Below are 14,285 nucleotides of genomic sequence, written 5' to 3'. Positions count from 1 at the left end.
GAGGGAACGCCGAGCCTAGGCGAGGTGCCGACAGGCGGGGCAGAGCGCTTTGGTTACTTTGCCGCTTTTGCAAAGTGACTCGCTGTAAGAGCGAAACCATAAGCCGCCGTTACCTAAATAACGGATAAACACCCCTCACCCCCCCTTCAACTCTTCAATCATAATTTCCCGCATCCGAAACTTCTGGATCTTCCCCGTCACCGTCATCGGAAACTCATCCACAAATTTGAAATGCTTGGGCATCTTGAAGTGCGCAATCCGCCCCTTGCACCACGTCTGCAGCTCAAGCTCATTAGCCAAATGCCCCGGATGAAACTTGATCCACGCCACAATCGCCTCACCATAGCGCTCATCCGGAATCCCGATCACCTGCACATCCGCCACCGCCGGATGAGTAAAGAAAAACTCCTCCAACTCGCGCGGGTAAACGTTCTCGCCACCACGAATGATCATGTCCTTGTTACGCCCGGCGATGCACACATACCCATGTTCATCCATGGTCGCCAGGTCGCCGGTGTGCATCCAGCCCGCCTCGTCGATAGCCTCACGAGTGCTGTCAGGATTATTCCAGTAACCGAGCATCACGCTGTAGCCCCGGGTACACAGCTCCCCTACCTGGCCCCGAGCAACCGTGTTACCGGCGTCATCGATAATCTTGCTTTCCAGCTGTGGCTGGGTCCGGCCAACCGTCGTAACACGCCGCTCAAGGTCATCATCCGGCCCGGTCTGCAACGACACCGGGCTGGTTTCCGTCATGCCATAGGCAATCTGCACCTCACTCATGTGCATCTCGCCGATAACCCGGCGCATCACCTCGATCGGACAAGTGGCGCCCGCCATGATCCCGGTGCGCAGGCGCGACAGGTCGAACTCGGCGCGGCGCGGGTGATCAAGCATGGCGATAAACATGGTAGGCACCCCGTATAGCCCGGTGGCCTGTTCTTCGGCGACGGCAGCCAGGGTCAGCAATGGGTCGAAACCGTCACTCGGGTAGATCATCGTGGTGCCATGGGTGATGCAGCCCAGGTTACCCATCACCATGCCAAAGCAGTGATACAGCGGCACCGGGATCACCAGGCGATCTTGCGCCGTCAGGCCCAGGCTTTCGCCAACCATGTAGCCGTTATTGAGGATGTTGTGGTGACTGAGGGTGGCGCCCTTGGGGAAGCCGGTGGTGCCGGAGGTGTACTGGATATTGACGGGTTGATCGAAGTGCAGGCCGGCCTGGCGGATCTGCAATTGCTCGGGCGGGACGCCTGCCCCGAGGGCCGCCAATTGCGACCAGGGCGTAAACCCCGGGGGCGGGCTGGGATCAAGGCTGATGATGCCGCGCAGGTCAGGTTGAAGCTCCTGCAACATGCCGTGGTAATCGGAGGTCTTGAACGACCCGGCGCACACCAACCACTGGCAACCGGATTGCTTGAGTACGTACTCCAATTCACTGCTGCGATACGCCGGGTTGATATTGACCAGAATCACGCCGATTTTGGCGCTGGCGACCTGGCTGATGCACCACTCGGCGCAGTTGGGGGCCCAGATGCCCAAGCGGTCGCCGGCCTGCATCCCCAAGGCCAGGAACGCACGTGCATGCAAGTCAACCGTCTCTGCCAGTTGCCGCCAGGTGTAGCGACGCTGTTGATGGCCCACGACCAAGGCTTCGCCGTCGGAGTAGCGCGAAACCGTTTGATCAAAGGCCTGGCCGATAGTCATGGCCAGCAAGGCCTTATCCTGACAGCCGCGGCTGTAGCTCTGATTCGATTGATCCATAACGACCCCTGTTGTCTTTTTTGTAGGTTGACGTAAACGTAAACTACGATTGACAGGCCCGCAACGCAAGTTTACGTTAACGTAAAGGTGATCGCCCTCCCCGGCGTATTGGCCATACAAAAACAACGCTAGAAGGTGCCCGTCCATGAGTTACCCCTCCCTGAACTTCGCCCTCGGTGAAACCATCGACATGCTGCGCGACCAGGTGCAGTCCTTCGTGGCCAAGGAACTGGCGCCGCGCGCTGCGCAGATCGATATCGACAACCTGTTCCCCGCCGATATGTGGCGCAAGTTCGGCGATATGGGCCTGCTGGGCATCACCGTGCCGGAAGAATACGGCGGCGCCGGCCTGGGCTACCTGGCCCACGTGGTGGCCATGGAAGAAATCAGCCGGGGTTCGGCTTCGGTGGCGTTGTCCTACGGCGCGCACTCCAACCTCTGCGTCAACCAGATCAACCGCAACGGCACCCATGAGCAAAAACTCAAATACCTGCCCAAGCTGATCAGCGGCGAACACATCGGCGCACTCGCCATGAGCGAGCCGAACGCCGGCTCCGATGTGGTCTCCATGAAGCTGCGCGCCGATAAACGCGGCAGTGTGTATGTGCTCAACGGCAGCAAGACCTGGATCACCAACGGCCCTGATGCCAATACCTACGTGATCTACGCCAAGACCGACCTGGAAAAGGGTGCCCACGGCATCACCGCGTTTATCGTCGAGCGCGACTCGAAGGGCTTCAGCCGCAGCAACAAGTTCGACAAGCTCGGCATGCGCGGCTCCAACACCTGCGAGTTGTTTTTCGATGACGTCGAAGTGCCGGAAGAAAACATCCTCGGCGCACTCAATGGCGGCGTGAAAGTGCTGATGAGCGGCCTCGATTACGAACGCGTTGTGCTGTCCGGCGGCCCGACCGGGATCATGCAGGCCTGCATGGACCTGATCGTGCCCTACATCCATGACCGCAAGCAGTTCGGCCAGAGCATCGGCGAGTTCCAGCTGATCCAGGGCAAGGTCGCCGACATGTACACCCAGCTCAACGCCAGCCGCGCCTACCTGTACGCCGTGGCCCAGGCCTGCGAGCGCGGCGAAACCACGCGCAAGGACGCCGCCGGCGTGATCCTCTACAGCGCCGAACGCGCTACCCAGATGGCCCTCGACGCGATCCAGATTCTCGGCGGCAATGGCTATATCAATGAATTCCCGGCTGGTCGTCTATTGCGTGACGCCAAGCTGTATGAAATCGGTGCCGGCACCAGTGAGATCCGGCGCATGTTGATCGGTCGCGAACTGTTTAACGAAACCCGCTGAACGGAGCGCGCACCATGGCTACCCTGCACACCCAGCTCAACCCGCGCTCGGCGGAATTCGCCGCCAACAGCGCGGCGATGCTCCAACAGGCCGACGCCCTGCATACCCTGCTCGCCCAGGTGCAGCAAGGCGGCGGCGCCAAGGCCCAGGAGCGGCATACGTCGCGGGGCAAGCTGTTGCCCCGCGAGCGGATCAATCGCTTGCTCGACCCTGGCTCGCCGTTCCTTGAACTCAGCCAGCTGGCGGCTTATCAGGTGTACGGCGAAGACGTGCCCGCTGCCGGGGTGATTGCCGGGATTGGCCGGGTGGAAGGCGTCGAATGCATGATCGTCGCCAACGACGCCACGGTGAAAGGCGGCTCGTACTACCCGCTGACCGTCAAGAAACACCTGCGCGCCCAGACCATCGCCGAGCAGAACCGCCTGCCGTGCATCTACCTGGTGGACTCCGGCGGCGCCAACCTGCCGCGTCAGGATGAAGTATTCCCGGACCGCGAGCACTTCGGACGAATCTTCTTCAACCAGGCGAACATGAGCGCCCAGGGCATCCCGCAGATCGCAGTGGTGATGGGCTCCTGCACTGCCGGTGGTGCCTATGTGCCGGCGATGGCGGACGAAGCAATCATGGTCCGCCAGCAAGCCACCATCTTCCTCGCCGGCCCGCCGCTGGTGAAGGCGGCGACCGGAGAAGTGGTCAGCGCCGAAGACCTGGGCGGTGCCGATGTGCACTGCAAGATTTCCGGGGTGGCCGACCACTATGCCGACAGCGACGAACATGCGCTGGCCCTGGCTCGGCGCAGTGTGGCCAACCTCAACTGGCGCAAGCTGGGGCAATTGCAACAACGCACGCCGCTGGCGCCGCTTTATAGCAGCGAAGAGCTGTACGGCGTGATTCCGGCCGACGCCAAGCAACCGTTCGATGTACGCGAGGTGATCGCGCGATTGGTGGACGGCTCGGTGTTCGATGAATTCAAGGCGTTGTTTGGCACCACACTGGTGTGCGGCTTTGCGCACCTGCACGGCTATCCGATTGCAATCCTGGCCAACAACGGCATCCTCTTCGCCGAGGCCGCGCAAAAAGGCGCGCACTTTATCGAACTGGCCTGCCAGCGCGGGATTCCGCTGTTGTTCCTGCAAAACATCACCGGCTTCATGGTCGGCCAGAAATACGAAGCCGGCGGCATCGCCAAGCACGGCGCCAAACTGGTGACAGCGGTAGCCTGTGCCAAGGTGCCGAAGTTCACCGTGATCATCGGCGGCAGCTTCGGCGCCGGTAACTACGGCATGTGTGGACGCGCCTACGACCCGCGCTTCTTGTGGATGTGGCCCAACGCACGCATCGGCGTGATGGGCGCCGAACAGGCCGCCGGCGTGCTGGTGCAGGTCAAGCGTGAGCAGGCCGAGCGCGCGGGCCAGGGTTTCAGCAGCGATGAGGAAGCGGCGATCAAGCAGCCGATCCTCGACCAGTACGAAACCCAGGGCCACCCCTACTACTCCAGCGCACGGCTGTGGGATGACGGCGTCATCGACCCGTTGCAGACCCGCGACGTGCTCGCCCTGGCCCTGTCCGCCGCGCTGAACGCCCCCATCGAGCCGAGCCGCTTCGGCGTGTTCCGCATGTAAATGGAGCTGCACCCCATGAGCGATTTCAACACCCTCGAACTGATCACCGACCCCCGTGGCTTTGCCACGCTGTGGCTCAGTCGTGAAGCCAAGAACAACGCGTTCAATGCCGAAATGATCCGCGAACTGATCATTGCCCTGGATCGGGTGCAAGGCGATCCGGCCCTGCGCTTTCTGGTACTGCGCGGGCGCGGCAAACACTTCAGCGCCGGCGCCGACCTGGCCTGGATGCAGCAGTCGGCCGAACTGGATTACCACACCAACCTGGACGATGCCCGAGAACTGGCGGAGCTGATGTACAACCTCGCCAAGCTGAAGATCCCGACGCTGGCGGTAGTCCAGGGCGCGGCCTACGGCGGTGCCCTGGGATTGATCAGTTGCTGCGACATGGCGATTGGCGCCGACGATGCGCAGTTCTGCCTGTCGGAAGTGCGCATTGGCCTGGCGCCGGCGGTGATCAGCCCGTTCGTGGTGCAGGCTATCGGTGAGCGGGCTGCCCGACGCTATGCCCTCACGGCAGAGCGCTTCGGCGGCCAGCGGGCGCGGGAAATCGGGTTGTTGGCGGAGAGTTATCCCGCTGATGAGTTGGACGTACACGTCCAATTGTGGATTACCAATCTGCTGCTCAACAGCCCGGCGGCCATGCGCGCCAGCAAGGACCTGCTACGGGAAGTCGGCCACGGTGCCCTGACGCCAGCGTTGCGTCGCTACTGCGAAAACTCCATCGCCCGGATCCGCGTCAGCACCGAAGGCCAGGAAGGCCTGCGTGCCTTTCTGCAAAAACGCGCGCCCAACTGGCAGCCTCAGGAGCCGCGTTCATGAAGACGCTTACTACCGTATTGGTAGCCAACCGTGGCGAAATCGCCTGCCGGGTGATGCGTACCGCCAAGGCCATGGGCCTGACCACCGTGGCCGTGCACAGCGCCACCGACCGTGACGCGCGGCACGCCCGCGAGGCTGATATTCGTGTGGACCTGGGCGGCAGCAAGGCCGCCGACAGTTACCTGCAAATCGACAAACTGATCGCCGCGGCCCAGGCCAGCGGCGCCCAGGCGATTCACCCGGGTTATGGGTTTCTTTCGGAGAACGCAGGATTTGCCCGCGCCATTGAAGCCGCCGGGTTGATCTTCCTCGGCCCGCCCGCCTCGGCCATTGATGCCATGGGCAGCAAATCGGCCGCCAAGGCGTTGATGGAAACCGCCGGCGTGCCGTTGGTGCCGGGTTACCACGGCGACGCCCAGGATCTGGAGACCTTCCGCCAGGCAGCCGAGCGTATCGGTTACCCGGTGCTGCTCAAGGCAACGGCAGGCGGTGGCGGCAAGGGCATGAAGGTGGTCGAGGACGTCAGCCAACTGGCCGAAGCGTTGGCCTCGGCACAGCGTGAAGCACTGTCCTCCTTTGGCAATGCGCAGATGCTGGTGGAAAAGTATTTGCTCAAGCCGCGTCACGTGGAGATCCAGGTGTTCGCCGACCAGCACGGTCACTGCCTGTACCTCAATGAGCGCGATTGCTCGATCCAGCGCCGCCATCAAAAAGTCGTCGAAGAAGCCCCGGCGCCGGGCCTGAGTGCCGAGCAGCGCAAGGCCATGGGCGAAGCGGCCGTGCGTGCGGCCCAGGCCATCGGCTACGTGGGCGCGGGCACCGTGGAGTTTCTGCTGGACGCCCGGGGCGAGTTTTTCTTCATGGAGATGAACACCCGGCTGCAGGTGGAACACCCGGTGACCGAGGCCATCACCGGCCTGGACCTGGTGGCCTGGCAGATTCGCGTGGCCCAGGGCGAGCCGCTGCCGATGACTCAGGAGCAAGTGCCGCTGCTGGGGCATGCGATTGAAGTGCGCCTGTACGCCGAGGACCCGGCCAACGATTTTCTGCCGGCCACCGGGCACCTGGCGCTGTACCGCGAATCCACGCCAGGGCCCGGGCGCCGGGTAGACAGCGGCGTCGAACAAGGCGACAACGTGTCACCGTTCTACGACCCGATGCTGGGCAAGTTGATTGCCTGGGGCGAGGACCGCGAACAGGCGCGCCTGCGGCTGCTGGGCATGCTCGATGAATTTGCCGTGGGTGGACTGAAGACCAACCTGGGCTTCTTGCGGCGCATTATCGGCCATCCGGCGTTTGCCGCTGCCGAGCTCGATACCGGGTTTATCCCGCGTTATCAGGATGAGCTGCTGCCGGCGCCTGGCGAATTGAGTGAGGCATTCTGGCAGGCCGCCGGCCAGGCGTTCATGCAGACCCAACCGAGCACTGACACCCGTTCGCCCTGGGCCGACACCCGAGGTTTTCGCGCAGGCTTGCCGGGCGAGGTTTCCCTGCACCTGAGCTGCAACGGCCAGGATCGCCTGGTAATGCTGCAAGCCGGCGTCAACCCGCCCCAGTTGCACGGCGAACAATTGCTGATCGACCAGCACGGCGTGCGCCGCTCCCATCTGGCGGTACGCGAGGGCGGCAGTGTGTTTTTGCGCTGGGACGGCGAGGTTCACAGTGTCAGCCTGTTCGACCCGATTGCCGCCGTCGACGCCAGCCAGTCCCATCAGGGCGGCCTGACCGCACCGATGAACGGCAGCATCGTGCGAGTGCTGGTGGAAGTCGGGCAAACCGTTGAACCCGGTACGCAGTTGGTGGTGCTGGAGGCCATGAAGATGGAACACAGCATTCGCGCGCCCCATGCCGGCGTGGTCAAGGCGCTGTACTGCCAGGAAGGCGAAATGGTCGGTGAAGGCAGCGCACTGGTGGAGCTGGAAGCCGCGAGTTAAAACCTCGTGACCGCCTGCGCCACCACGCCGATGATCCGGCACTCTTCACTGAACAGCATCTTCGGGTATGTAGGGTTGAGCGGCACCAGGTAAAGCTGGCCGCTCTGCCTGACCCATTTGCGCAAGATCGCCTGGGAATCAAATGCCCATTGGGCCACCACCAGTTTGCCGGGCTCGGGCTGGATGGCCGGGTCCACCAGAATCATCGTGCCTTCATTGATACTCAAGCCGCTGGGGGCGGTCATGGCGTCGCCAGTCACGCGCATCCAGAACGCCTTGCCACGGGCCTGATAGTCGCTCATCTGAAAACGAGTAACGCCGTACGGCCGAGGTTCTTCCTGCAATGGGTAGCCTCCCTTCCCTTCGCTCACCGGGTAACGGTAATTCGGGTTGTAGTGCGGCGCCGGCTGCAGTTCCTCGGCAACCGCCGCGAGCGCTTTTTCGCGAACCACCAGCGCGACCTCGAGCCCATCCAGGCCCAGCTCCTGCATCACCCGGTTCATATCGGCAAGGCTCGGCACCCGACGCTTGTTCAGCCAGTGGCCGACCCCGCCCTGAGACATGCCCAGGCGCGACGCCAGTTGGTCCTGCGTGACCTTGCGGTCTTTCATGTTGGCCTTGACCAACGCTATCCATTTATCCATGGGCCCTGACAATACGTTGTGTACTCACCACGACAATAAACAGTTTGTAGTAATCAATAAAACGCCATAAATACGATTAGTACTAATATCGATTGCAGGCTTTCGACACCCACACAGAGCACTGCCCTTATGACGACCACCCCGTATACCCTGCCCGACACCTGCGATGAAGACGAGCGGCTGTTCCTGCGCAGCAGTGGCGCCGCCCAACGCGCGCTGGACTATTACCTGAAAGAGGATGCCGCACCGCCCTCCGTTGACGATACGTTGTTCGAGGTCAAGCCCGGCATCAGCGACGAGGAGGCCCTGGTCCACGCCTCCGACCTGCTGCGCAGCGCCGCGGCCACTGCGTACGAATCGGCAAACAGCGCCCACGGCAATAGCCGGGACCTGGCGTTTTCAGTGGTCTATTTGATTGATATGGCGAAGGTGATGGTGGAGCGGTCACTGCGGCTTTCGGCGAGGGGTGCCGAACAGCCGGCCAGTCTGTAACAGGCACGCGGGAAAAATATTTCTATCCGAGGGATAAAAACATTTGACTTGCAAATGATAATGATTATTATTGGACCTAGCTGATCGCGAGATCAGTCGATAGACCAAGAGACCTTAGGTCGGACTCTTGGAATATCTCCTCATCAGGCTAATCACGGTTTTTGACCCGGCTCTTTGGCCGGGTCTTTTTTTTGCCAGTTTTTCCCTGGCGTGACTTCAGGCTAATGAAGACTGTGTGTTGCTTGATGGCGCGCATGGTAGCAAAAGACCATCGCCAAAAGAAAGTCGATCGAGCGCTCTAGGCCGGTTCTTTCAAAAATAGCACTTGAGAATCAATCTCATAGATTCTAAGCTGCGGCGGCGTCATGGACGACGCCCCCCTCTTCACCCGCAAAAATTGCATCCAGGCTTTGCCCCGCTCCGGTGTAAAATGCCCGCCACAACACTCATATTCAGGCAACCAGACTATGACCGTGGCCTTGACCTCCATCAAGATCAGCACCGACTTCGACAGTGGCAATATCCAGGTGCTCGACGCCAGTGATGCTCACCAGTTGCTGCTGGCGATAAAGCCCGATACGCGCAGCCAGCACTTCCAGTGGTTCCACTTCAAGGCCGAAGGCATGCACGTGGGTCACACCCACACCTTCCGCCTGAGCAATGCCGGCCACTCGTCTTACAAGCACGCCTGGAGCGGCTACAACGCCGTGGCGTCCTACGACCATATCAACTGGTTCCGGGTGCCCACCCGCTTTGATGGCGAAACGCTGCACATCACCCTCGAAACCCGTGAAAAACAGGCCTGGTTCGCTTACTTCGAACCCTACAGCCGCGAACGCCACGACTGGCTGATCGACCAGGCGCTGAACCGCGCCGGCACGCAATTGCTGGCCACCGGCAAAAGTGTCGAAGGCCGTGATATCCAACTGCTGCGCCGTGGCAAGGGCGAGGCCAACAAGCGCAAGGTCTGGATCATCGCCCAGCAGCATCCCGGCGAGCACATGGCCGAATGGTTTATGGAAGGCATCATCGAGCGCCTGCAACAGGACGGTGACGCCGAGCTGAAAAAGCTCCTGGCCGCCGCCGACCTGTACCTGGTACCGAACATGAACCCCGATGGCGCGTTCCATGGGCATCTGCGCACCAACGCCATGGGCCAGGACCTCAACCGCGCCTGGCAGAGTGCGAGCCAGGAGATCAGCCCCGAAGTACTGTTCGTCCAGCAACAAATGGAAAAGTACGGCGTTGACCTGTTCCTGGATATCCACGGCGACGAGGAAATCCCCTATGTGTTCACCGCCGGTTGTGAAGGCAACCCGGGCTACACGCCACGTATCGAGCAGTTGGAAAAACACTTCCGCAGCCACCTGAGCAACCTCACCCGGGATTTTCAGACCGCGCATGGCTACACCCGCGACCTGCCGGGCGAAGCCAATATGACCCTGGCGTGCAACAGCGTCGGCGAGAAGTTCGATTGCCTGTCCCTGACCCTGGAAATGCCCTTCAAGGACAACGACGACGCGCCCAACCCGCACACTGGCTGGTCGGGCAAACGCTCGATGCAGTTGGGCAAGGACGTGTTGAGCAGCGTGGCGGATATCGTCGGCGTATTGCGCTAATACATCCACGATCCCGGCGACGGCTGCATCACAGCAACCGTCGCCGGGGAAGGCTTCAGTCCTTGCTGCCGGTCATGCTTTGCAACACACCATCACGCCGGATCAAACCGTGGAACAGCGCCGCCGCCAGGTGCAACAACACCGTCAGAAACAGCAAATACGCCAGGTAACCGTGAGCCTTGCGCAACACGGCAAACAACGGCGCATTCGCCCCCACCAGCGCCGGCAACTGTACCGAACTGCTGAGCATCACCGGGTCGCCGGCCGCTGAAATCATCGCCCAGCCCAGCAGCGGCAACACCAGCATCAACGCATACAGCACCACGTGGGAGGCCTTGGCCGCCAGCACTTGCCACAGCGGCAAGTCGGCAGGCAGCGGCGGCTGGCGCGTGGAAAAACGCACCACCAGGCGCACGATCACCAGCGCCAGGATCGCAATGCCCAGCGGCTTGTGCAGGTGGATCAGCCACTCATGGCGTTCGGAAACCGAGGCCACCATGCCCGCGCCGATAAACAGCATGGCGATGATCATCAACGCCATCAGCCAATGCAGCAGCCGCGCCAGCGGGGCGAAAAACCGGGGTTGGGCATTCATGGCTTCGACTCCTGAGGGGCGCTGTGCAGCTGGCTGACTTCGCTGGTGCGACGCAGGTAGGAACTGGCGTACGCCGCCGAACGGGCGGCCAGCAATGGGTCATTCGAGGCTTCGATACCGCTCGGCAGCACCAGTGGATCAAAGTTGATGTCACGGCAATCACCGTCCATTTGCGGCTGGCTGCTTTCCAGCACCAGGGTCCCGGCATTCAGCACCTTGTGCTCACCGGTCCAGGTCTTGCTGGCGTCATCCACCGGGTCGCCCGGGTTGGCCAGGGTGAGGTTCAACTGCCAGCGCAACGGCCCGGCCACCAGGCGCTGGGCCAGGTCTTTTTCGAGGAAGTCGCTGCCGGCGGGCGCCGTGGCCCCCGCAGCATCCTGGCTTTGCGGTACGACGCCCCAGCGCACGGCCTGGCGTTGGCCGCTGGCGTTTACCAGGTAAAACGCGTTGATGCCGTTATAGGTTTCAGTGGCATAGCTGGCAGACGGCTTGGCGGTCTTGACCCAGGCCAGGAACGGCGCGGTCTCGGGGTGCGCCGCGAAGAACGCCGGCATGCCTGCCGGGTTCGGCTTGCCGGTGGCCGGGTCAGGTGCGCCGGCCTTGAGCATCTCGAAGAAGGCCTCGGGCGTGCCCACCGGGAACACCGGCATGCTGTTCATCCCGGTGCGCCATTGCTGGCCGTTGGCCAAGTTGAACTGCAAGGCAAAACTGCGGATCGGCACGCTGCTGTCCGGCGCATACGGGTTGCCGCTGGGCAGCGCAAAACGCCCGATAACCGGGGTACGCGCCTCGCTGAATACCTGGGCACTGGAGTACTGGCGCGCCTCGGGGCTGCTCTCGAAATAACCGGCCACGCACACGCCCTTGGCATGGTTACGCCGGTAGCCAGGGTGCAAGCCGTTGTTGGTTTCCAAGGCATTGACCAGGGTTTTGGGGCGCAACCGCTGTGGGTCGAGGCTACCGTTAACGTAGGCAAACGCCCCGGCCACGACGGCAACCACCACGCCGATGCTGGCCAACCGAATTATCAGGCTTGCGGTGCTCAGCGGCGGACGGGGCGGTGATGAGTGATCTACCATGAAATAACTCCAGGGCCCAAGGCCTTGAGTGGGTGAAACATAAGGTCGGAACACTTGGGACGAACGCCAGCGCACTCTATTCCCTGGCCTGCTGTTTATTTTTATTGGCCTGGAATAACCTTCAACGCCGGACGTCTTCCTAGTCCCAGCGTAGTGACTAGCCAGAATCCCATGCACGAACTCGACGAACAGTTACGTGAACTCATCCCCAGGTTGCGGCGTTTTGCCGTGTCCCTGACGCGTAACACCAGCAGCGCCGACGACCTGGTGCAGGCGAGCCTTGAGCGCGCGCTCATCAGTTGGGCCGACAAACGCCTCGAAGGCGACTTGCGCGCCTGGCTGTTCTCGATCCTCTACCGGCAGTTCCTCGACGCCCATCGGCGCTCCCGGCGGTACACACGCATGCTGGAATTTTTCACCGGCCGCGATGATTCGCAGCCGTCGGTCGAGCGCACCGTCATCGCGCAATCGACCCTGCAAGCCTTCGACAAATTGAACACCGAACAGCGCGCTTTGCTGCTGTGGGTCTCGGTGGAAGGCTTGAGCTACAAAGAAGTCGCCGACATCCTCGAGGTGCCCGTGGGCACCGTGATGTCTCGCCTGTCGCGCGCGCGCCAGGCCCTGCGCCAGCTCAGCGACGGCGAAATCACCAGCCCTGCCCTGCGGATACTCAAATGATCAGCCTGCCTCCCAGCGAACGCGATTTGCATGCCTACGTCGATCACCAACTCCTGGACGCCGACCGCCGCCAGCTCGAAACCTGGCTGGCGGCCCACCCGGACGTCGCCGCCCAGGTGCACGCCTGGCAACAGGACGCGCAGCACCTGCGGGCATCGTTGAGCGGCGCACTGCAACAACCCGCCAACCCCGAGTTGGACCCCGCCCTGATTCGCCAGCGGGTCAAGCGCCAGTCACGCCGCCATCTCGCAACCGCCGCCATGCTGTTGATTGCCGTCAGTGTCGGCGGCCTCGGCGGCTGGCAGGCCCGCCAGGCCACGCTGCTCGAGAGCATGGCGCCCATGAGCGACGCGATGCAGGCCTACCGCCTGTTTGCCCAGGACGGCATCCTGCCCGCCGACTACCACGTACAAAGCGGTGGCGACATGCAAGGCTGGCTCGACCGTTATTTCAACCAGGCCTACCGCCTGCCGGACCTGAGCCAGGCCGGGTTCAAGGCGGTCAGCGGGCGCCTGCTCAGTACCGAACAAGGCGCGGCGGCCATGGTGCTGTATGAAGACCCCCAAGGGCGACGCATCAGTTTCTATATCCGTCCGCCAGGCCCGGAAAACAAATTCCTGCCCCGTGGCAGCCGCAGTGCCGACGGGCTGCAGGCCGAATACTGGTCGGGCGCGGGCTACAACTATGCGATGGTCAGCCCGCAGGACGCCTCGACCACGCAGATGCTCAAGCAGACGATGCGGTTCTAGAAGGCCACATCCAGCACCACGTTATCGACGTAGGTGCCGGCCGGCGGTGTTGTCTGGTTGGTATAGATCGCGGCGTTGTAGTTGAACACCTGGCTACCGGTACCCAAGCCATTCCCGGGATTCACCTCAGCCGTTGAGCTGGCGCGCCGGGCGGTGCTCACGCTGCCCCAGCGGGTGGTGGTGGCGCTTTTGAAAATGTCGTAATTCAGGAAATTGCTGCCAGAAACCATCCGCCGCTGCCCACCCACACTCACCGGGTTCTGGCCATCGCTGATGCCCACGGTGTAGGCGCTGCCCTTGGTGCAGGCAATGGTGGCCTGCCCGTTCACGCTGGAAAAACCACTGACTACCGGCGCACTGCCGAAGGCGATGTTGGGTGCAGAGATTGTGCAGTCGTTAGCCACGGTCATGCTGACGGTCAGGGAAGCCGTGCCACTGCCGGTGTCCCGTATGACACAGAGAGAACCCACACCGAGGACCGAGCAATAATTCCAGGTCCAGGCAATGCTTAGTGTCTCAGTATAAAGGCCGGCCGCCACATTGCTGCCGATGATGGAACTCAGATAAAGCGGCACGGTTTTCGTGCCCGGCCCGGATACCAGCCCCAGGCTTTGGGCGATGCCGGTGGCACCGAAATCGAATTGGGTTCCACGGGTGATCGGATAACTGGTGCTGTTACTGCCGTAGATCGTATAGCTGATGATATCCCCAGTGGGGCCGACCATGCCGCTGGTGGCCGACGTGATGGTTGCATAGAAGTGATCATTGGCTGCCAGCAACGAGATCAGCGTGGCCCCACAATTCAAGCCGGCATTGGTGGTGGAACTGGTCTGGGGAGCGGTGCGCACCGTCATCGAACTGATCGAGCCAAAGCCGGCCGGCGAGGTGGTTCCCGGCACCGAGCACGCGGCCATCACCTGTGTCGAAAAGCCCAGCCCCGCCAGCACCAGCAGCCCCACTATGCATTCCTTGCCC

At 62.1% G+C, this 14,285-nt stretch carries 13 protein-coding genes; 8 read left to right on the top strand and 5 right to left on the bottom strand.

Going from position 1 to position 14,285, the window contains the following annotated elements; all coding sequences use genetic code 11:
- Positions 1 to 135: 135 nt before the first annotated feature.
- The gene (locus tag HX786_RS08395; RefSeq protein ID WP_178911932.1) at positions 136 to 1,767 is read right to left on the bottom strand and encodes an AMP-binding protein; all 1,632 of its coding nucleotides are present in this window, start codon (positions 1,765 to 1,767) and stop codon (positions 136 to 138) included.
- Positions 1,768 to 1,912: 145 nt separating this feature from the next.
- On the opposite strand from HX786_RS08395, the gene HX786_RS08390 reads away from it, so the two are divergent.
- The 4 genes from HX786_RS08390 to HX786_RS08375 are packed head-to-tail and all read left to right on the top strand — an operon-like array spanning position 1,913 to position 7,454.
- On the top strand, positions 1,913 to 3,076 hold the full coding sequence (locus tag HX786_RS08390; RefSeq protein ID WP_003212472.1) for an isovaleryl-CoA dehydrogenase: 1,164 nt from the start codon (positions 1,913 to 1,915) through the stop codon (positions 3,074 to 3,076).
- Between the two features lie 14 nt (positions 3,077 to 3,090).
- Positions 3,091 to 4,698: a carboxyl transferase domain-containing protein gene (locus HX786_RS08385; protein WP_177069076.1), complete on the top strand. Its 1,608-nt coding sequence runs from the start codon at positions 3,091 to 3,093 to the stop codon at positions 4,696 to 4,698.
- 15 nt (positions 4,699 to 4,713) lie between these two features.
- On the top strand, positions 4,714 to 5,520 hold the full coding sequence (locus HX786_RS08380; RefSeq protein WP_177069077.1) for a gamma-carboxygeranoyl-CoA hydratase: 807 nt from the start codon (positions 4,714 to 4,716) through the stop codon (positions 5,518 to 5,520).
- Positions 5,517 to 7,454, top strand: a complete 1,938-nt coding sequence (locus tag HX786_RS08375; RefSeq protein ID WP_177067991.1) for an acetyl/propionyl/methylcrotonyl-CoA carboxylase subunit alpha — start codon at positions 5,517 to 5,519, stop codon at positions 7,452 to 7,454. Before HX786_RS08380 ends, HX786_RS08375 begins: the two co-directional genes overlap by 4 nt.
- Here HX786_RS08375 and HX786_RS08370 read toward each other — a convergent pair.
- On the bottom strand, positions 7,451 to 8,098 hold the full coding sequence (locus HX786_RS08370; protein ID WP_177021354.1) for a LexA family transcriptional regulator: 648 nt from the start codon (positions 8,096 to 8,098) through the stop codon (positions 7,451 to 7,453). The two genes, HX786_RS08375 and HX786_RS08370, sit on opposite strands and share 4 nt — an antisense overlap.
- A 129-nt stretch (positions 8,099 to 8,227) precedes the next feature.
- On the opposite strand from HX786_RS08370, the gene HX786_RS08365 reads away from it, so the two are divergent.
- Complete coding sequence (locus HX786_RS08365; RefSeq protein WP_102369523.1) at positions 8,228 to 8,590, top strand: DUF6124 family protein; 363 nt, start codon at positions 8,228 to 8,230, stop codon at positions 8,588 to 8,590.
- Positions 8,591 to 9,057: 467 nt separating this feature from the next.
- Positions 9,058 to 10,209: a M14-type cytosolic carboxypeptidase gene (locus tag HX786_RS08360; RefSeq protein WP_008431496.1), complete on the top strand. Its 1,152-nt coding sequence runs from the start codon at positions 9,058 to 9,060 to the stop codon at positions 10,207 to 10,209.
- A 55-nt stretch (positions 10,210 to 10,264) separates the two neighbouring features.
- Here the strand turns inward: HX786_RS08360 and HX786_RS08355 are convergent, their stop codons facing one another.
- Both HX786_RS08355 and HX786_RS08350 read right to left on the bottom strand, forming a co-directional pair.
- Positions 10,265 to 10,804: a cytochrome b gene (locus tag HX786_RS08355; RefSeq protein WP_003212459.1), complete on the bottom strand. Its 540-nt coding sequence runs from the start codon at positions 10,802 to 10,804 to the stop codon at positions 10,265 to 10,267.
- On the bottom strand, positions 10,801 to 11,883 hold the full coding sequence (locus HX786_RS08350) for a catalase family peroxidase (RefSeq protein ID WP_008431493.1): 1,083 nt from the start codon (positions 11,881 to 11,883) through the stop codon (positions 10,801 to 10,803). Before HX786_RS08350 ends, HX786_RS08355 begins: the two co-directional genes overlap by 4 nt.
- Positions 11,884 to 12,054: 171 nt before the next feature.
- On the opposite strand from HX786_RS08350, the gene HX786_RS08345 reads away from it, so the two are divergent.
- On the top strand, positions 12,055 to 12,561 hold the full coding sequence (locus HX786_RS08345) for an RNA polymerase sigma factor (protein WP_178911931.1): 507 nt from the start codon (positions 12,055 to 12,057) through the stop codon (positions 12,559 to 12,561).
- Positions 12,558 to 13,310: an anti-sigma factor gene (locus HX786_RS08340; protein WP_177021352.1), complete on the top strand. Its 753-nt coding sequence runs from the start codon at positions 12,558 to 12,560 to the stop codon at positions 13,308 to 13,310. Before HX786_RS08345 ends, HX786_RS08340 begins: the two co-directional genes overlap by 4 nt.
- On the opposite strand, the gene HX786_RS08335 is transcribed toward HX786_RS08340, so the two are convergent.
- Positions 13,307 to 14,269, bottom strand: a complete 963-nt coding sequence (locus HX786_RS08335) for a spore coat U domain-containing protein (RefSeq protein WP_008431490.1) — start codon at positions 14,267 to 14,269, stop codon at positions 13,307 to 13,309. The genes HX786_RS08340 and HX786_RS08335 overlap by 4 nt on opposite strands.
- Positions 14,270 to 14,285 lie beyond the last annotated feature (16 nt).

Source organism: Pseudomonas sp. 21615526, from assembly GCF_013386245.1.
Taxonomy (GTDB): domain Bacteria; phylum Pseudomonadota; class Gammaproteobacteria; order Pseudomonadales; family Pseudomonadaceae; genus Aquipseudomonas.
This window is presented reverse-complemented; position numbering and strand designations above follow the sequence as displayed.